The organism is Pseudoalteromonas sp. 68 DY56-GL68 (assembly GCF_041414825.1).
Taxonomy (GTDB): domain Bacteria; phylum Pseudomonadota; class Gammaproteobacteria; order Enterobacterales; family Alteromonadaceae; genus Pseudoalteromonas.
In genome coordinates, this window is record NZ_JAOCZL010000018.1 from 62,177 (window position 1) to 79,933 (window position 17,757).

The window sequence follows — 17,757 nt, forward strand, 5'->3', positions numbered from 1 at the left end:
AAGTATGGCCGATAAACGTATTAGCGACGGTCCTGATTGGACATTTGATTTATTAGCAGAATATCAAACTGAGATTGAACGGGTAGCGAACATTTATAAGCTCGATACTTACCCGAATCAAATCGAAGTAATAACCGCTGAGCAAATGATGGATGCCTATTCGAGTGTGGGTATGCCGATTGGTTATAGCCACTGGTCGTATGGTAAAAAATTCATTCAAACCGAACAAAACTATAAACGTGGGCAAATGGGTCTTGCTTATGAGATTGTTATTAACTCAGACCCGTGTATTGCCTATTTAATGGAAGAAAACACCCTACCAATGCAAGCTTTGGTGATGGCACACGCTTGCTATGGTCACAACTCATTTTTTAAAGGCAATTACCTTTTTAAAACCTGGACTGATGCCAGTTCAATCATCGACTACTTGTTATTTGCCAAAAATTATATTGCTAAGTGCGAAGAAAAATATGGCATCAATGAGGTTGAGAATCTCATCGACTCATGTCATGCCTTAATGAATTATGGTGTTGACCGCTACAAACGCCCGCAACGTATTTCGCTATACGAAGAGCAAAAGCGTCAGCAAGAACGTGAAGATTACTTACAATCGCAGGTCAATGAACTGTGGCGCACTATACCTACTTCACAGCAAGAATCTAAAAAACGTGAGCGTCGCTTCCCAGAAGAGCCGCAAGAAAATATCCTGTATTTCATTGAAAAAAATGCGCCACTACTTGAGTCATGGCAACGAGAAATCATTCGTATTGTGCGTAAAATTTCGCAATATTTTTACCCCCAAAAACAAACTCAAGTGATGAATGAAGGCTGGGCTACGTTTTGGCATTACACCATTTTGAACCACCTGTACGATGAGGGTAAGCTCACCGACGCCTTTATGCTCGAGTTTTTACAAAGTCACACCAATGTGGTTTATCAACCGCCCTACAACAGTAATTATTATTCAGGGATTAACCCCTATGCGCTTGGTTTTAACATGATGGTTGATATTCGCCGCATTTGTGAGAACCCGACTGAGGAGGATAAAAAGTGGTTTCCAGAATACGCGGGTAGTGATTGGCTGGAAACACTCCATTTTGCAATGCAAAACTTTAAAGACGAGAGTTTTATAAGTCAGTTTTTATCACCAAAAATTATCCGTGATTTTAAGCTCTTTACCATTATCGATCACGAAAAAGAACCAACGCTTAATGTCGGTGCTATTCATGATGAAATAGGTTACCACCAAGTAAGAGAGACGCTTTCAGCCCAATATAACCTAAGCAATCACGAGCCTAATATACAAATTTATAATGTAGATATAAGAGGCGATCGCTCACTCACTTTGCGCTATGTGCCTCATAACAGTATCCCCCTTGCTAAATCTAAAGATGAAGTATTAAAACATCTTTATAGATTATGGGGCTTTAAGGTAAAACTAGAGCAAGAGTCAGCAACTGGTGAGGTATCTGTAATAGGTGAGTGCCCCGCAAGTGATACAAGGCATGCTACAGAGTAGCTTGGGCTATTTATAAGTGCAGACTATCGCGACTGGTTTGTTAAAAATGAAGGTTAGCGTATGCAACCTTTAAGCTTAAAATTAGTTGGAATTTTAAAAGACTAAAGCGCTAAACACCTTTAGTCTTTTAAATCTGAATAAGCTGTTACTTTGTTTCGACCATTTTCTTTTGAATGGTAGAGCGCGTTATCTGCCGCTTCAATCCATTTTTCATAGCGGTCAAACTTTTCGTCAAAACAAGCAAAACCAATACTGACAGTTAGTTTTATTTGCTGTTCTTTGTAATAGATTGACGAGTTCTCAATTAACTCACGTAACCTTTCAGCAAATATAACAGCACCATCATAATCGGTATCCAATAGCGTAATGGCGAACTCTTCCCCACCATAACGGCCTGCTAAATCGGTTTCTCGAAGGGTTTTGCGTAGTAAATCGGCAACATGGCGTAACGCTTCATCGCCACCGCTGTGTCCGTGTTCATCGTTGACGTTTTTAAAATGATCAATATCAAACATCAATAATGTACTGCAACCACCACTTCGAACAATTCGCATGTATTCTTTGCGAAGCTTTTGTTCCCAAAACCCGCGGTTTGTAAGTTGCGTTAATGCATCTGTACGGCTCATTAATTCAAGTTTTGAGTTTGCTTCTTCAAGCTCTTTTTTATTAACTGCTTCGTCAGTAACATCGTAAATAATGATACAAATGTGAGAAACTTCACCTGTCGTCGTGGTTAGCGGTATAAAAGTCGCGTTTTGATACATATGATCCGCTTTGCCGGTAATAGGTCGGTAGTTTTTAAAACGGAAAATATACGGTTGCTGCTCCCATATAGTGAATGAGCGATTATTAAGAATAAATACCGACTCAGATTTACTTCGAAACCACTTTTCATCGATTGATGGAAACAAATCGAACAGATCTCTATCTTTCACCGCACTTGGTAATAGCCCAGAATGGTTCTCCATAAAGCCATTCCAAATACACACTTTATAGTCCCTGTCGAGCACCACAAGGCCTACATCAACTGTATTAAACATATCCATTAACCAATGGAGTTCATTCATATTAAAGTCGGCTGCTGGCATAAGTTTAATCTTCTAGTAAATAAGCTACTTTATATTTTAAGGTCTTCAACGAGTCCTCGGTGAATAGCAACATCAAATCACAATTAATATTATGATTTTCAATGCCGTAGCTGATCTCAATGGCCAACGTTCGTTGCCAACGAGATTTATTAGCTTTGACTAAGTCAGAGACATCACAGTGTTGACCAAGAACAACGGGGTGTCCTTGGCTAAAGCGCATATCAAGCTGCTTAGAAAGCCCTGATAAAATAGCACCAATTAGAATGTTGCTGACGTCCATTAATAATTCAAGCTCAACTTTATTGTTTAACTCACCTTCATAGTTCATTAATGAGGCGATTTCTTTAAAGCTTGAATCATTCAAAAGAAGCAACGCTTCACCTGATACCCCACCACCAATAAAGCCCTGGCAAACACCAGACGTTGAGGCATTGGCATCAATAGAACGAAGTGCCATATCCAGCTCATTTACTTCTAAGACATTCACATTAGGAATAGGCAACTTGACAAACACATTGAGTAAACGCGCGAGTAAGTCACCTGCCTGACCCATCGCTACATTTGTGAGTTCTTGATATATATCTCGTACGTCAGGATCAACCTGCTCACCCAACTTATTTGCTAAACGCTCACGCATGGCTTTGTCTTTAATGCCATGATGCTCAATGATATTGGCGAGTTTTTCAGGTGAACAAGGCTTTTGAATAAAGTCGATAGCCCCTAACTCAAGGACGCGTTGATGTGCATTAGGTTGAATATCACCGGAGACAACGACTGTTAGAACATGCAGCCCTTGCTCTTGAATGGCTTGAAGAACTTCATAACCATCCATTTCAGGCATGTTTAAATCCAGAAATAATATTTCTGGTTGGAGTTTCTTAATTTGCTCGATGCAATGAACTCCATTTTCTGCAAATTCAATTTTGATATCCCAATCATCTGGTAAAGAGCGCGCTAATTGCCTACGCGCTAATTTTGAATCATCACATACTAATACCGATGTCGACATACACTCTCTCTAAATCCGCACTTTTTAACTAGTCAGAAAAGCAAAATACTAACTTTATTATTGTTATTATTAATAAAAATTGGGCTGCGTATATATGTTAATCAAACTACCCTTTATTTACAATTTTAAATTACTGTAAACCTTGGAGCTATTAACTCAGTATAATACACTGATGTAAAATGCGTTAATTTGAAGGAATGAAGTTATGATACGCCCATTGATATTTGCACTTGGCTCACTATGTACATTTAGTTACGCAAGTGAGTTACCAGAAAACACGCTTGATGCAGGTAAAGTATCTGCTCAATCAAAACCAGTTACTTTACTAGGTCAAGGTGTTGAAGTTGGTCAACAAGCACCTAATTTTAAAGTAGTAGATGATAGCTTTACACCTGTCACTCTAAATGACTACAAAGGCAAAGCAGTACTTATTAGTGTAGTGCCAAGTTTAGATACCGGTGTATGCAGTATTCAGACTAAACACTTTAATGAAAAAGTAGCTGCCGAATACCCTAGTATCGCGATGCTGACTTTAAGTGCTGATTTACCGTTCGCGCAGAAGCGCTTTTGTAAAGCGGAGAATATAGACAAAGTGACGGCACTCTCGGACTCTGTGTGGCGTAATTTCGGCGAGCAATATGGTTTAATTATTAAAGATATGGGTTTATTAACTCGCGCCGTATTTGTTTTAAATGACGAGCACAAAATCGTATACAAACAACTTGTCGATAACTTATCGAAAGAGCCTGATTACAGTGGTGCAATTGAGGCTTTAAAAAAGCTTTAAAGTTACATTCAGCAAAAAACCGCCAAAGGCGGTTTTTTATTGCTCAGTTAATCCTAAGATTAACCAAGTAACTCACCAAGTTGTTGGCTTACTGTTTCAACAGCTTGTGTACCGTCTAATTTATGGTACTGCGTGTTACCTGCTTTTGCTTCAGCTTGGTAGTAATCAACTAATGGTTTAGTTTGGTCATGATAGATACCTAAACGTTTACGCACTGTTTCTTCAGTATCGTCATCACGAATGATTAGGTCTTCACCAGTGATGTCATCTTTGCCATCAACTTTAGGTGGGTTGTAAACAACATGGTATACACGACCAGAACCTGGGTGTACGCGACGGCCGCCCATACGTTCAACGATGATTTCGTCAGCAACGTCAAATTCGATAACGTGATCAACTACCACGCCATTTTCTTTCATTGCATCTGCTTGAGGAATAGTACGAGGGAAACCATCTAGCAAGAAACCTTTTTCGCAATCTGGCTTAGCAATACGTTCTTTAACTAGACCGATGATAATTTCATCAGATACTAATTGACCTGCATCCATTACTTTTTTAGCTTCAAGACCAAGTGGTGTACCTTCTTTAATTGCTGCACGCAGCATATCGCCCGTAGAAATTTGTGGAATACCGTATTTGTCCATCAAAAACTGAGCTTGAGTACCTTTACCTGCACCCGGCGCGCCCAAAAGAATAATGCGCATATCATTGTCCTCTGTGTGATACTAATCTTAAAAATGGTCGATCAGTGGAGTTTTGTTTTTAAAGCCTGAATTCTTCCACAACTGAGGCTATACCTCAAGTAACTTATACCAATTGCCTATATTAACGGCAATAAAAAAGGGAGCCTTGCTCCCTTTCCCAACTCATTCAGCTAAAACGCTTATTTGCTTATATCTAGCATGAGTTTGTTTAAGCGAGTTACAAAGCCAGCAGGGTCTTTTAAAGTACCGCGCTCAGCCAGTAATGCTTGATCTAGAAGTACGTGTGACCACTGGGCAAACTTGTCTTCATCTTGCTCAACATTTAAGTGTTTAACAAGCTGATGCTCTGGGTTAAGCTCAAAAATTGGCTTTTGCTCAGGCACTGTTTGACCAACAGATTCCATTAATTTTTGCATTTGTGAGCTCATATCATGCTCATCTGCAACAACACACGCAGGCGAGTCAGTTAGACGATGCGTAAAGCGTACGTCTTTAACATTATCACCTAGGGCTGTTTTAATACGCTCAACTAGGCCAGCAACTTCTTTTTCTGACTCTTCTTGCGCTTTTTTCGTTTCTTCGTCATCCATGTTGCCTAAATCTAAGTCACCACGGGTAATTGACTGGAATGATTTTTCGTTGAACTCTGTTAAGTAGCTCATCATCCACTCATCAACACGGTCGCTTAGAAGCAATACTTCGATGCCCTTTTTACGGAAGATCTCTAAGTGTGGTGAGCTCTTCGCTGCGGCGAATGAGTCTGCAACTACATAGTAAATTTTATCTTGCTCAGGCTTCATACGCTCAATGTATTGTTCAAGCGATACATTTTGTGTGCTTTCGTCGGTGTGTGTAGAAGCGAAACGCAGTAGCTTAGCAATGGCTTCTTTATTAGCCGCATCTTCAGCAGGGCCTTCTTTTAACACCTGACCAAACTCATTCCAGAAAGATTGGTAATCTTCTTCACGGTTTTTCGCCATGCGCTCAAGCATTTTAAGTACACGCGATGTACAACCTTTACGGATTGCTTGCGTTACTTTGTTGTCTTGCAAGATTTCACGCGACACGTTTAGTGGTAAGTCGTTTGAATCAAGTAAACCTTTCACAAAACGTAAGTAGCTTGGCATGAATTGCTCAGCGTCATCCATAATGAAAACACGTTGCACATACAGTTTTAAACCTGATTGACGCTCACGGTTCCATAAATCGAAAGGTGCTTTTTTCGGGATGTATAACAAGCTCGTGTATTCTGTTTTACCTTCAACCTTGTTATGTGCCCAGCTTAGTGGCTCTTCCCAATCATGGCCAATGTGCTTATAAAACTCTTTGTACTCTTCGTCTGTGACTTCTGACTTATCGCGAGTCCATAATGCAGTTGCGCGGTTAATACCTTCCCACTCGCCTGGCTGTGCTGGAATTTTCTCGCCGTCAGGCCCTTCAGATTCAGGTACTTCTGCTTTATACATTTCAACTGGAATAGAAATGTGGTCTGAGTATTTAGTCACGATGCTACGTAAGCGGAATTCATCAGCAAACTCTGTTTCGTCTTCACGAAGATGAAGGATGATTTCCGTACCACGTGATGGTTTATCAATCTCTTGTAAAGTGTACTCGCCCTCGCCCGCTGACTGCCATTCAATACCTTGGCTTTCACCCGCTTTACGCGTGCGCACTGTTACTCTATCAGCAACGATAAATGCTGAATAAAAACCAACACCGAATTGACCAATCAATTGTGAATCTTTGCTTTGGTCACCAGTTAGGTTTTGGAAAAATTCTGCGGTGCCTGATTTTGCAATTGTACCTAGTGAATTGATCACATCTTCACGGCTCATACCAATACCGTTATCAGTAATGGTGACCGTGTTTGCTTCTTTATCGGCACTGATACGTACTTTTAGTTCCGCATCGTTTTCGTATAAATCGCCATTAGAAAGCGCAAGGAAACGTAATTTATCTGCCGCATCTGACGCGTTTGATACAAGCTCACGTAGGAAAATCTCTTTATTAGAGTAAAGAGAGTGAATCATCAGGTTTAATAGTTGTTTGACTTCTGTTTGAAAGCCTAATGTTTCTTTTTGTGCTGCAGTCATTGTGTAAATCTCCAATTAACAAAGTGTCTAATCTGCACTATGACTCTTTATATGGGGCAGGCTTTTTGAACTTCAAGGCAAAAAGCTAAATTTACGGGTAAAATAGCGGATAGACACAAAAAAGCCTGCATAAAGCAGACTTTTGATACCATTTGCGGTATTAGTTTTGGTTTACTGCGCGTCGCCCGCTAAAAGCATGCATCAGTGTCATACCATCGAGCAAGTCAAGCTCACCACCAACAGGGACACCATGAGCAATACGGGATGCTCCTACTTGATACTTATGACAAAGCTCAGCAATGTAGTGGGCTGTGGTTTCCCCTTCAACACTTGGGTTGGTTGCGAGGATCACCTCATTAATGCCGCCTTGTTGCAACTTGCTTTCAAGAATATCAAGGCCAATCTCTTTTGGTCCTATGCCATCGATTGGCGACAAGTGACCCATTAAAACAAAGTAAAGACCTTGGTATTGACCAGTTTGCTCAATAGCCAGCACATCGGTTGGTGATTCGACAACACATAATAAACCACTATCTTGACGTTTAACACTTGAACATATATCGCACACGGGTTGCTCGGTAAAAGTACGGCACGACTGACAATGCCCTACTTCATCCATGGCTTTAGTCAATGCATGACCAAGCTGCTTGCCACCTTGACGGTCTCGTTCAAGCAAATGAAAAGCAATGCGCTGTGCCGACTTAGGACCAATGCCAGGTTGGCATCTTAGTGCTTCAATCAGCTGTGTTAAACTAGGCGATAGTTGCATATAGAGTCACTTAGAAAGGCATTTTCATACCTGGTGGTAATTGCATACCGCCAGTTACTTTGCTCATGCGCTCTTGTGTTTCTTCTGCAACACGGCGTACAGCATCATTACACGCTGCCGCAAGCAAATCTTCGATCATGTCTTTGTCGTCTTCCATTAGGCTTTCATCTAATTCAACACGACGTACATTGTGGTTACCAAGCATAGTTACTTTAACTAGGCCTGCACCAGCTTCACCTACTACTTCTAGGTTAGCGATTTCGTCTTGGGCTTTTTGCATGCGCTCTTGCATTTGCTGCGCTTGCTTCATCATGTTACCCATTCCACCTTTAAACATAACTGTCTCTCTTTCTAAAACTACTTTAATTGGCATGAAGATAAGGGCTATTGTAACTAATTACAATGCCTGAATACTGTTTTCATCGATTATAGCGCTAAATAACTGCTGAAATTGCACTATGTTTTCATCACTATTTATTACATCAATGGCTTGTTGATGCCGACCTGCATCAATCTTTTGTTGGATCAAATACGGTGAATCAATTACGCCATCAGCAAACTCGATACTCAGTTCTACATTATGACCGTAAATTTCACTTAATGCAGCATTGAGCTTTTGCCTTAGTACTGCACTGTCTAAGTGACGCTGTGATGAGTCAACTTCAATGTGCATTTGATTATTATTCTTTGTGAAAATCGAATGCAATGCAAATTGTCGCATTCGGCCACCTAGCCCCATACGTTTTATTAAATACGCCCATTCATCTTGTTCGTGTGCAAATTTAATACTGCTGATCGGGCTTTCAAAATCATCAGGTATCGGAATACTGGCTTCTTCAATCACAGGCTCTGGCGCTTTTTGTGGATTGATTTGCTCAAGCAACTCAGGCGCTAAATTTTCGGTGATTGTTTGATGCTTTTCTCTAAAGTCGACTTTTTTTACTTTATTATTGCTCTCCCCCGTCGGCTGGGGGCTGGGCTTTTTTACTTCTGCAGCCACTTGTTGCTGCTGAGGTTGATGATTCGTAGCAGCTGTGCTTTGTTGCGCTGGCGGCTTAGCTTCAGACTGTTGTTCTGCTTTAACATTAGTTTGCGTAGCTGTACCACTTAAGCGACCAGCACCTGAGATATTGCGGTCTTGTAAAATACGAGCAATGGCCGACTGCGCCTGACTTTGCTGCTGTTGTAATTGTGCTGGTGCAGTTTGCTGTTGCTGAGGCGCTGTAGATGCTTCATTGGCAGTAAAGCCCTGATCATAAGCGCTATTCATCACATCATCGTATTGCGCTGCAAGTGATGAGTCCATTTGTGCATCATGATCATCCATATAATCTTGCGAAGAATACTCCTGTGGAGAGTATTCAGCTGTAGGCACTTGCTCTGAGTGGCTTTGCTGTTGTGGCGCAGGTTTAACTTCTGCGGTTAATTCAGTTGTAGCGTTTTGTTGGGGCTGCTGATTAGCATCTGGCTGCTCTACTGCTGTTGCTTCAACTTGCTGAGCAGGCGCATGGCTATGTGCTGTTTCTGCTGCGGCAGCTTGAATAGGTTCTGCTTGAATAGATTCTACTTCAACAGGTTCAGCTTGTGTTGGCTCAGGCTCTGAAGGTACAGCCGTTGTCTGTGCAGAGCTATGTGCAACTGGTGCTTGCTCTGAAGCTGCTTGCTCACGTTGCGCCATTGATTTTTTCAAAATATCACGCAGTGCACCGGCACCGCTAGGTTTAACCTGCTGTTGACTATTCGTTGGTGTTTGACTTTGAGCAAATTGCGTTGGTTGGAATGCGAGCAAGCGCAACATGACCATTTCAAAACCTAGTTTGGCATCCGGCGCCCATTGCAGATCTTTTTTACCATTCAACAGTAATTGGTAATAAACTTGTATCTGCTGCGCATCAGTTGTTTGCGCAACCTGTTCTATAAACTCACGATTACTCTCATCAAGTGCCGCTGCGCTGGGTACTAACTGTGCAAGCTGAATTAGATGTGTAAGTGCAATCAGGTCATCAAGCAAAGCAACAAAATTAGGGTTGCGACTGACAAGGTTTTTTACCTCAGATAACAGCGCATCTCCATCTTGGCAAAGTACTGCAGCTAACATAGTTTGACTGTAGTGTGTATCCATCAAGCCAAGCATACTTTGTACGGCCTGGTAACTTATATTGCCATTCGTTTGGGCAACTGCTTGATCAGTTAAGCTTAGCGCATCGCGCATACTACCATCGGCGGCTTTCGCAAGTACTTGCAAGGATTTATCATCAAAGCTGAGTTGCTCTTGCTGTAAAACATGGGCAAGCTGCTCATGAATTTCTGATTGCGACAACGCATTCAAATTAAACTGTAAGCAACGAGATAAAATCGTCACTGGCAGTTTTTGTGGATCGGTTGTCGCTAATAAAAACTTCACATGCTCTGGTGGCTCTTCCAATGTTTTTAGTAAAGCATTAAAACTATGCTTAGATAGCATGTGAACTTCATCGATTAGGTATACCTTGTAACGACCACGTGTTGGTGCGTATTGAACGTTATCAAGGATTTCGCGGGTATCTTCTACCTTTGTGCGTGAAGCCGCATCGATTTCTAATAAATCAATATAACGGCCTGCTTCAATGTCAGTACAACTTGAGCATTGGCCACATGGCTCAGCAGAGATACCCTTATCGCAGTTGAGGCTTTTTGCGAATATACGTGCGATGGTAGTTTTACCCACCCCACGGGTTCCAGTAAAGAGGTAAGCATGATGGAGTCTATTTTGTGTTAATGCATTAACCAATGCCTGCTTAACATGAGACTGCCCCACTAACTCGTGAAAGGTTTGTGGTCGCCATTTCCTTGCTAGAACCTGATAACTCATTAATTATTCGCCTTCGAATTCAACCAACTTTAAAATTTTGATGCCCATATCAGCAACTCGTTGCTCACCACCTAGCTCAGGCAAAGATACAACAAACGCAGCATCAGTTGCATTACCACCTAGTTTAGCCACTAGTTTTGCAGTCGCTTCAATTGTGCCACCTGTAGCAAGTAAGTCATCAACTAATAACACTTTATCACCAGCAACTATAGCATCGGTATGAAGCTCTAATGTATCTTCACCATACTCTAATTGATAGTTTTGTGAAATGACTTCACGAGGAAGTTTACCTGGCTTACGAACTGGAATAAATGGAATACCTAGTGCATATGAAAGTGGTGCACCAAAGATAAAACCACGTGATTCTGTACCAATTATTTTTGTAAAACCTTGATCTTTATATGCTGATATAAAGCTGTCAATTGTTGCTTTAAACGCGTCAGCATTGGCCATTAAGGTTGTTACATCACGGAACATAATGCCCGGTTTTGGGTAATCAGCAATAGTTGCAATGCTCTGTTTAATGAGCGTTGAAGTTGCTTGAGTCATAATTATACTGCTCAAAAATTTTATCTAACAAAGCTCGAGAGTATAACATCACCTTAGTAGAAAGTCGGTAGCAAGATCCAAAATTAATCCTTGAACTGCATCAATAGTAATAAAAAAGGCTGCATAATGCAGCCTAGTGTCTTAAATTTACTTTCGCAAATTAAGATAAAGCAGTGATCCAACCAAGGATAGCGTTTAGACAGCCAATACCAACAAATACAGCTAAAAACGCAATAAAATAAGTTGCATTGAACGGATCTTTAAAGTCTTTATCATTCGACATAGTTACTACCTTTATTTAAGCACGACACAATAAGGCGCACATGATAGTCGATGTATCCCTATCAATAAAGGCTTTTTGCTGTATTTTAGACCTATGATTTAGTAACGATCACGCCACGCTCAGCCATTGCACTTAAAGTATTAAGCGCCCCTTGATATAGCTGTTCTTGACTAAATTGAGGAGCGTGTCTTGCCACTTCTTGGCAAAGCAGATTTAAATTTATACCCGGTTGCGCTTCAATGATACTTAATAGCAATGCTGTCATCGCATTTGTTGATAAAAACTGCACCTCATCGTCACTATCTCGATAAACAACGAAATAACACGGCTCCGTAAGCGGGCTTTCTGGTTGGTAGTCTTTACTGATTGTATGAACGGGATATGTGTAACTTAAATTACGTGCCAAACAACTTAAAAGCAAACCTGCATTTGTAACTTGATTTGTTTGTAAAACTGCTTCGTGTTCCTGCGCTTGTGCAACGGATACATCCAGTTCAACCCACTCATAATGTGCCAGTTCTAACATAAAATCAGGATCTGTAGATTGCTTTGAGTAACTTGTAGCTAGAAACTCTAAAAACTCACCGGCAATATCAAGAAAATATGGAGACTTACAATTATGTTGACTAAAAAAGAGGCGTATTAAATTTTGCCAACCACTTTTTGTATACAGACTTTTTAGAACAGGAAAAGCAGAACTAACAAAACCTTCAACATTATTGAAAAATAGATCACGATAAATTGCCATTCTTCGCTCTTCAATATTTATTGGCTTTTTATTGTGATTTGGGTCACGAATATGGGCCATAAATTGTTGCTGAACTTCTATAAAATGACTAGGCACTGTATTTCACCTTATTTGCTGAAAATTGTAATTTCTCAATAATATTTAGCTCTGCTAACAGTTCCGCCATCGGTGGAATATTAAAATCGCGTTCAAGAAGAGTTGGAAACACCCCATGAAAAGCATAGGCTTTTTCAAGTAGTTGCCAAACAGGGTCAATGACAGGTGAGCCATGTGTGTCAACCAACAAGTCTTCGGCTTCTGTATAGTGTCCTGCAATGTGTCCATAAGCAATTCGTTGACTAGGTAAACCTTTTAAAAATTGCTCCGCATCATAACCATGATTAATTGAGTTTACATAAATATTATTAATATCAATTAAAAGCTTACAATCAGACTCTGCTAACACAGCGTTGGTAAACTCCAGCTCTGTCATTTCTTGACCTGGCGCAGCGTAATATGAAACGTTTTCTATAGCAATCTGCTGTTCAAGAATATCTTGCACTTGCTTAATGCGCGTAACAACATGCTTGATTGCTTCTTCTGTAAATGGGATAGGCATTAAATCATACATATGCCCTTCGCCTGAGCAGTAGCTTAGATGTTCACTAAATAAACGAACGTTATGCTCTTTAAAAAAAGCCTTTAGTGATTTCACAAATTCTACATCAAGTTCAGCAGGTGAACCTATAGATAAAGATAAACCATGACAAACAAACGCGTTACGTTCAGTTAACTGCTTAAACTGTTTTCCAAACCGACCACCCAGCTTTAACCAATTTTCAGGTGCTACCTCCAGAAAATCAATTGGCCTAGGCACGCCTGTTAACATTTCATCAAGCATTTCTCGGCGTAAGCCTAACCCTATTTGCCCAAACACTGATGTTGATTCAAAAGACATACTACCTCCTACTAAAAAGGGCCTAAATGGCCCTTTTAAAAGCTAAGTGAATGCTTAGTGGTTTGAACCACATTTACCTTCGCCACACTTACCTTCTTTTGCAGCTTTTTTATCTCCGCCGCATTTACCTTCACCACACTTGCCTTCTTTTGCAGCTTTTTTGTCGCCACCACATTTGCCTTCGCCGCACTTGTCTTCTTTGCTAGCTTTTTTATCGCCACCACATTTGCCTTCGCCGCACTTGCCTTCTTTGCCAGCTTTTTTATCGCCGCCACATTTACCTTCGCCGCACTTGCCTTCTTTTCCAGCTTTTTTATCGCCGCCACATTTACCTTCGCCGCACTTACCTTCTTTACCTGCTTTTTTATCGCCGCCACATTTACCTTCGCCGCACTTGCCCTCAGCAGCATCTAACTGATAACCAGCTTGCATTTGCTGAAACTCGAATGGGTTTGCGTGCGCATCACTTGCTGCGAAACTTGACGCACCAACAACGACTGCACCTAATGTTAATGCGATTGAATTATGTTTAATTGTGTTCATATGATGACTCTCTTTTTCATAACGGTTATTAGATTAGACCCGACAAATAAAAATTACTTTCACACTTTTTCAATTTAATCGACACTCTACAAATACAAATTACGATTTATCAAAGTGGCAATAACAGGTAGAATACGCATCCATTTTTTGTTAAGTAAAATTTATCCATGCAATTAGTTTTAGCACCGATGGAAGGCGTTGTCGATTTTAAGATGCGCCAACTCCTTACAGATTTAGGTGGATTCGATTTATGTGTCACAGAGTTTGTACGTGTTGTTGACGCAACACTACCAGAACGTGTATTTCATCGCTACTGCCCTGAACTGCAAGAAGGTGGTTATACGCGTGCTGGTACACCGGTCAGAATACAACTACTTGGACAAGTCGCGAATGCTTTAGCTGATAATGCTGTCAAAGCGATCCGCCTTGGCTCACATGGGATAGACTTAAACTTTGGATGTCCAGCAAAAACAGTCAACAAAAGTAAAGGCGGTGCGGTACTTTTAAAAGATCCTGAGCACATGTACGACATTATTAAAACAGTCAGAGAGGCCGTCGATCCAGCTCATCAGGTGAGTGCTAAAATTAGACTTGGTTTTGATGATGATAGCAATAGTCAAGAAATTGTTGATGCCGTTGTTAGCGCTGGAGCATCAAGCTTAGCAATTCACGCTAGAACAAAACGTGATGGTTATAACCCACCTGCTTATTGGGAGAAAATTCCTCCTTTAATCAAAGATAAAGCGATTTCGGTTATCGCGAATGGCGAAATTTGGCAGATTGAAGATGCCCTACTTTGTCAAACAAGAAGCCACTGTAATGATTTAATGATAGGTCGCGGTGCATTGGCTATGCCCGATCTCGCAAGGCAAATTAAAGCCCATGTAAATGGTGAAGCTTATACACCAATGCAATGGGAGCATGTTATTTACCATATTATTCACTCTTCCATGCACCAAGATGAAAGTAAATGTGAAAAATACTTTGCATCACGTACCAAGCAATGGCTAGGTTACTTAAAACGCCAGTACCCACAAGCGCATGCCCTTTTTGATGAAATCAGGCGCTTGAAAGCAAAGGATGAAGTCGCTGATGTACTAAGAAAGTATGCCAAAGCGCCGAGTATTGATACAAATCATAATTAGCTAACGCATTTTGTTTGATAATGCCAGTATTGCCCACTTGGAAGAAACCGCGATGAACAATACTGAAATACAAACAAAGCTATCTGCTGAACTTGCGCAGGTAAGACAACGTTTACTTGATATGCTGGCAGATTCTGATCAAGGCTATCATCAGCAACTGCTATCGCAACTTAAGGATAACCCTCCTTCAGATTGGCTTGAGCTTACAGCAAATAGCTTAGGCCCTGAATATCAAATCCTCATCTCACGGCTTGAAAAATTAGAAGCCGCCCTATGCCAAATAGATATTGGCCAATATGGCTATTGTTGTGATTGCGAGGAAAAAATTGATGATGAGCGGTTATTGGCTGACCCTGCCACTCAACGCTGTAGACGCTGCGCTCCTTAGAGCGCGGTGCCCTCTTTACTTACAAAAATAAAGCTCATACCTGGATATAATACAATATCTTCAATAAGCCACTCAGCTTGTGCTTGCTTCACGCCTAAACGTTTCATTAAGTTCACACGCGCTTGTTGCTCACTCCACGTGTGATAATGAATGCCCAGATCTGTTTCCATCATTACCTGCCAAAAGTACTGCTCACCTTGTGTTAATTCGCGTTTACTTTGTCGCGGGTCGACAAATTCTAACTGCCAGTCAAGACCGTTATGTTGATGATTATCTGAAAAATAATTCATGACTAATGGCGTCGAATGCGAGTCTGACACTGGTAATAAAAAATCAGTACTTACCTGTTGTTTGAGTGAAATTTGTATCTCACTAAGCCAGTTTAATGGAGGTTTAGTCTCACCACTAAAATAGTTTAATTTACTTTGATACCAATCTTTACCATTTGCTAAGCCAACTAAACCAAGTTTGCTGCGCGGCTTATATTGAGTTAAGTATTGATCAAGCTTATTTAGGGCGGTTTGTACACTCTCATCATTGTTATCAAGGTGAGATTTGACCATGTCATGTAAAAGCTTTAATTCAATTTTATTAAGCTTTAGATTACTTTGCTCTGCTGTAATTAGCTGGGTTTCTACTAATTCTAACCAACTAGCTAATGACTGTGCGGAGAAATCATCTTGCGAGCTAGCTTGACTTAGAACATCACGTTGCACAGGCCATACAAAATAACGTTCAGGGTATCGCTCGGCAATGATTAAATAGTTTAGTTGAGCCTGCTGCGACTCGGTTAATTGGGTGCTTTTTAAACCTTGATAAGCAAGATGGCGCGCTTCTAAATAGTGCTCAGAAAAAGGCCAAACACTTGCTTTTGAGGAGTTTGTTGTGTTCAGTAATAAATGATTAATATTACGAAGCTCTTTTTGCCCTTCTTGAAACGTGTGGAATTTTGTAGATTGCTCAGAGCAAGCTAGCAACATTACACTCGCAACAAGTAACAATACGATCTGTCTTAGCATTTTAAAATTCCATAAAAAAAGCCCCAGAGGGGCTTTTTAGTTTAAAACAACATCAATTAGATTTTTACACCGTTACGAGCGGCTTTATCTTTGATGAAGGTTGACCAGCTCTTCGCGAATTTACGCGTGCGCGGGTCATCCATTGCTTTAACAATAGCGTTGTAAGCTTGCTTGTACTTTTCTTGGTAGTAGTAAGCTTCAGCTAAATCAGAGTAGATAGTTCCTTTTTTATCAGAACCTAACTCTAATGCCTTATTCAAGCGAATAACGGCAGCACTATAATTTTGCGATTGTAAAAGTAACGAACCAGCTTTGCGATAAAGTTCTGCATCGTCGTCAAATTTAGCTGCTTCTTCATAGTACTTAGCTGCTTTCTCAATATCTTTTGAGCGGTGGTAATTAGATGCCACTGCACTGATATTTTGCTTAGTACGCTTAACTTTTTCTTCGTTAATTGCCTTCTCAAGCACAACAGCTGCTTTATAAGGAATTTCTGTTAACGAATAAAAGTTTGAAAGTACTTTGTATTCAACTTCATTTTCAAAATAGCCATTTTTATAGGCAACTTCCATGGTCGCAAGACCTTTTTTGAAGTCTTCGGTTTGTAGGTAATATTTACCTAAACCAACCCAGGCTTTTTTGTCTTCAGGCCAAACACGAACAATCTCTTCAGCTACACCAACCATGTTTTTGTACTGTTTAAGTTCAAAATAGGCCGCTAGCTTTAATTGGTAAGAAGCTTTAGCAGGTTCTTTTGCCAATTTGATTGCTTTGTCTGCAGCAGGAAGTACGTCTTTATATTGTTTTAACTCGTAGTTTGCTTGCGCAATACGTGTATAAACTTTGTCGTCTTCCTCACCTGTGAAGTCCATCCAAGCATAATACGCATCTTTTGCTTTTGCGTATTGCTCAGTACCCGCGTACATATCACCTAGTAGCTTAAGACCTTGCTCTTGATCGGCAAAGTTTAAAACATCAGGCTTTACTGCCGCTGAAATATGCTTGATCGCTAGGTCGTATTGCTCTTTCTGAGCATACATTTGACCTAGATAGCGATCGACTGTTGCCTTATCGAATTCATCCGAAGGATCAATTTCTTTAAGAAGTGCAATCGCTTCATCAAGCTTTTCTTCGTTGTACAAGTCAAACGCTTTAATAACCTTTTTACCAACGCGCTCACCCATCACTTTAGTTTTTGCTTTTTTACGCGCTTCAATTTTCGCGTAATCTGGCGCTGCTAAAGCTGGTGCAGTGAAAGCTGCACCCGATAGTGACATAAGAATTGCAAGTGCAGTTACTTTAGATAAATTTCTCATTACTCGCCT

Annotated in this window: 18 protein-coding genes; 4 read left to right on the forward strand and 14 right to left on the reverse strand. The window is 40.6% G+C overall.

Annotation, left to right across the window (positions count from 1 at the left end):
- Nucleotides 1-4 precede the first annotated feature (4 nt).
- The gene (locus tag NYF15_RS08730; RefSeq protein WP_130151413.1) at nt 5-1,519 is read left to right on the forward strand and encodes a SpoVR family protein; all 1,515 of its coding nucleotides are present in this window, start codon (nt 5-7) and stop codon (nt 1,517-1,519) included.
- Nucleotides 1,520-1,638: 119 nt separating this feature from the next.
- Here NYF15_RS08730 and NYF15_RS08735 read toward each other — a convergent pair whose 3' ends face one another.
- Both NYF15_RS08735 and NYF15_RS08740 read right to left on the reverse strand, forming a co-directional pair.
- Entirely contained in the window at nt 1,639-2,607 is a 969-nt protein-coding gene (locus NYF15_RS08735) for a diguanylate cyclase (RefSeq protein WP_130151412.1), read from the reverse strand.
- Nucleotides 2,608-2,611: 4 nt separating this feature from the next.
- Nucleotides 2,612-3,616, reverse strand: coding sequence for a response regulator (locus NYF15_RS08740; RefSeq protein WP_130151411.1), 1,005 nt, complete (start codon nt 3,614-3,616; stop codon nt 2,612-2,614).
- A gap of 205 nt (nt 3,617-3,821) precedes the next feature.
- Here NYF15_RS08740 and tpx point away from each other — a divergent pair, with 205 nt between their 5' ends.
- Nucleotides 3,822-4,403, forward strand: a complete 582-nt coding sequence (gene tpx / locus NYF15_RS08745; protein WP_130151410.1) for a thiol peroxidase — start codon at nt 3,822-3,824, stop codon at nt 4,401-4,403.
- 59 nt (nt 4,404-4,462) lie between these two features.
- On the opposite strand, the gene adk is transcribed toward tpx, so the two are convergent.
- The 10 genes from adk to NYF15_RS08795 form a co-directional block, all read right to left on the reverse strand.
- Nucleotides 4,463-5,107, reverse strand: a complete 645-nt coding sequence (gene adk / locus NYF15_RS08750) for an adenylate kinase (protein WP_058585238.1) — start codon at nt 5,105-5,107, stop codon at nt 4,463-4,465.
- A 179-nt stretch (nt 5,108-5,286) separates the two neighbouring features.
- A complete protein-coding gene (htpG, locus tag NYF15_RS08755; protein WP_371353345.1) occupies nt 5,287-7,200 on the reverse strand; it encodes a molecular chaperone HtpG in 1,914 nt (637 codons plus the stop codon).
- Between the two features lie 160 nt (nt 7,201-7,360).
- On the reverse strand, nt 7,361-7,969 hold the full coding sequence (gene recR, locus NYF15_RS08760) for a recombination mediator RecR (RefSeq protein ID WP_130151408.1): 609 nt from the start codon (nt 7,967-7,969) through the stop codon (nt 7,361-7,363).
- A gap of 10 nt (nt 7,970-7,979) precedes the next feature.
- Nucleotides 7,980-8,306, reverse strand: coding sequence for a YbaB/EbfC family nucleoid-associated protein (locus tag NYF15_RS08765; RefSeq protein WP_016707773.1), 327 nt, complete (start codon nt 8,304-8,306; stop codon nt 7,980-7,982).
- 60 nt (nt 8,307-8,366) lie between these two features.
- A complete protein-coding gene (dnaX, locus tag NYF15_RS08770; protein WP_371353346.1) occupies nt 8,367-10,820 on the reverse strand; it encodes a DNA polymerase III subunit gamma/tau in 2,454 nt (817 codons plus the stop codon).
- 3 nt (nt 10,821-10,823) lie between these two features.
- The gene (gene apt, locus NYF15_RS08775) at nt 10,824-11,369 is read right to left on the reverse strand and encodes an adenine phosphoribosyltransferase (protein ID WP_130151406.1); all 546 of its coding nucleotides are present in this window, start codon (nt 11,367-11,369) and stop codon (nt 10,824-10,826) included.
- A gap of 160 nt (nt 11,370-11,529) precedes the next feature.
- Nucleotides 11,530-11,652, reverse strand: a complete 123-nt coding sequence (locus NYF15_RS08780; protein WP_267136360.1) for a hypothetical protein — start codon at nt 11,650-11,652, stop codon at nt 11,530-11,532.
- Between the two features lie 91 nt (nt 11,653-11,743).
- Nucleotides 11,744-12,496: a DUF2063 domain-containing protein gene (locus NYF15_RS08785; protein ID WP_371353347.1), complete on the reverse strand. Its 753-nt coding sequence runs from the start codon at nt 12,494-12,496 to the stop codon at nt 11,744-11,746.
- Nucleotides 12,489-13,337 (reverse strand): DUF692 domain-containing protein, encoded by an 849-nt coding sequence (locus NYF15_RS08790; protein ID WP_237119367.1) that lies wholly within the window; start codon nt 13,335-13,337, stop codon nt 12,489-12,491. The genes NYF15_RS08785 and NYF15_RS08790 overlap by 8 nt, the downstream gene beginning before the upstream one ends.
- A 54-nt stretch (nt 13,338-13,391) precedes the next feature.
- On the reverse strand, nt 13,392-13,880 hold the full coding sequence (locus NYF15_RS08795) for a hypothetical protein (protein WP_371353348.1): 489 nt from the start codon (nt 13,878-13,880) through the stop codon (nt 13,392-13,394).
- Between the two features lie 167 nt (nt 13,881-14,047).
- Between NYF15_RS08795 and NYF15_RS08800 the strand changes: the two genes are divergently transcribed.
- Together NYF15_RS08800 and NYF15_RS08805 are read left to right on the forward strand one after the other, a co-directional pair.
- The gene (locus NYF15_RS08800) at nt 14,048-15,025 is read left to right on the forward strand and encodes a tRNA-dihydrouridine synthase (RefSeq protein ID WP_237119369.1); all 978 of its coding nucleotides are present in this window, start codon (nt 14,048-14,050) and stop codon (nt 15,023-15,025) included.
- 52 nt (nt 15,026-15,077) lie between these two features.
- Nucleotides 15,078-15,413 (forward strand): TraR/DksA C4-type zinc finger protein, encoded by a 336-nt coding sequence (locus tag NYF15_RS08805; protein WP_130151401.1) that lies wholly within the window; start codon nt 15,078-15,080, stop codon nt 15,411-15,413.
- Here the strand turns inward: NYF15_RS08805 and NYF15_RS08810 are convergent.
- The gene (locus NYF15_RS08810; RefSeq protein WP_371353349.1) at nt 15,410-16,432 is read right to left on the reverse strand and encodes a hypothetical protein; all 1,023 of its coding nucleotides are present in this window, start codon (nt 16,430-16,432) and stop codon (nt 15,410-15,412) included. The two genes, NYF15_RS08805 and NYF15_RS08810, sit on opposite strands and share 4 nt — an antisense overlap.
- A 56-nt stretch (nt 16,433-16,488) precedes the next feature.
- Nucleotides 16,489-17,748 carry a tetratricopeptide repeat protein gene (locus NYF15_RS08815; RefSeq protein ID WP_130151399.1) on the reverse strand — a complete coding sequence of 420 codons (1,260 nt, stop codon included), beginning with the start codon at nt 17,746-17,748 and terminating at the stop codon, nt 16,489-16,491.
- Nucleotides 17,749-17,757: the final 9 nt, after the last annotated feature.

Coding starts and splice junctions, on each gene's coding strand:
- NYF15_RS08730 (WP_130151413.1), top strand. CDS start 5: ATGGCCGATAAACGTATTAGCGACGGTCCTGATTGGACATTTGATTTA.
- dnaX (WP_371353346.1), bottom strand. CDS start 10,820: ATGAGTTATCAGGTTCTAGCAAGGAAATGGCGACCACAAACCTTTCAC.
- NYF15_RS08780 (WP_267136360.1), bottom strand. CDS start 11,652: ATGTCGAATGATAAAGACTTTAAAGATCCGTTCAATGCAACTTATTTT.
- NYF15_RS08815 (WP_130151399.1), bottom strand. CDS start 17,748: ATGAGAAATTTATCTAAAGTAACTGCACTTGCAATTCTTATGTCACTA.
- NYF15_RS08800 (WP_237119369.1), top strand. CDS start 14,048: ATGCAATTAGTTTTAGCACCGATGGAAGGCGTTGTCGATTTTAAGATG.
- tpx (WP_130151410.1), top strand. CDS start 3,822: ATGATACGCCCATTGATATTTGCACTTGGCTCACTATGTACATTTAGT.
- NYF15_RS08740 (WP_130151411.1), bottom strand. CDS start 3,616: ATGTCGACATCGGTATTAGTATGTGATGATTCAAAATTAGCGCGTAGG.
- NYF15_RS08765 (WP_016707773.1), bottom strand. CDS start 8,306: ATGTTTAAAGGTGGAATGGGTAACATGATGAAGCAAGCGCAGCAAATG.
- NYF15_RS08790 (WP_237119367.1), bottom strand. CDS start 13,337: ATGTCTTTTGAATCAACATCAGTGTTTGGGCAAATAGGGTTAGGCTTA.
- recR (WP_130151408.1), bottom strand. CDS start 7,969: ATGCAACTATCGCCTAGTTTAACACAGCTGATTGAAGCACTAAGATGC.
- adk (WP_058585238.1), bottom strand. CDS start 5,107: ATGCGCATTATTCTTTTGGGCGCGCCGGGTGCAGGTAAAGGTACTCAA.
- NYF15_RS08810 (WP_371353349.1), bottom strand. CDS start 16,432: ATGCTAAGACAGATCGTATTGTTACTTGTTGCGAGTGTAATGTTGCTA.
- NYF15_RS08805 (WP_130151401.1), top strand. CDS start 15,078: ATGAACAATACTGAAATACAAACAAAGCTATCTGCTGAACTTGCGCAG.
- htpG (WP_371353345.1), bottom strand. CDS start 7,200: ATGACTGCAGCACAAAAAGAAACATTAGGCTTTCAAACAGAAGTCAAA.
- NYF15_RS08735 (WP_130151412.1), bottom strand. CDS start 2,607: ATGCCAGCAGCCGACTTTAATATGAATGAACTCCATTGGTTAATGGAT.
- NYF15_RS08795 (WP_371353348.1), bottom strand. CDS start 13,880: ATGAACACAATTAAACATAATTCAATCGCATTAACATTAGGTGCAGTC.
- apt (WP_130151406.1), bottom strand. CDS start 11,369: ATGACTCAAGCAACTTCAACGCTCATTAAACAGAGCATTGCAACTATT.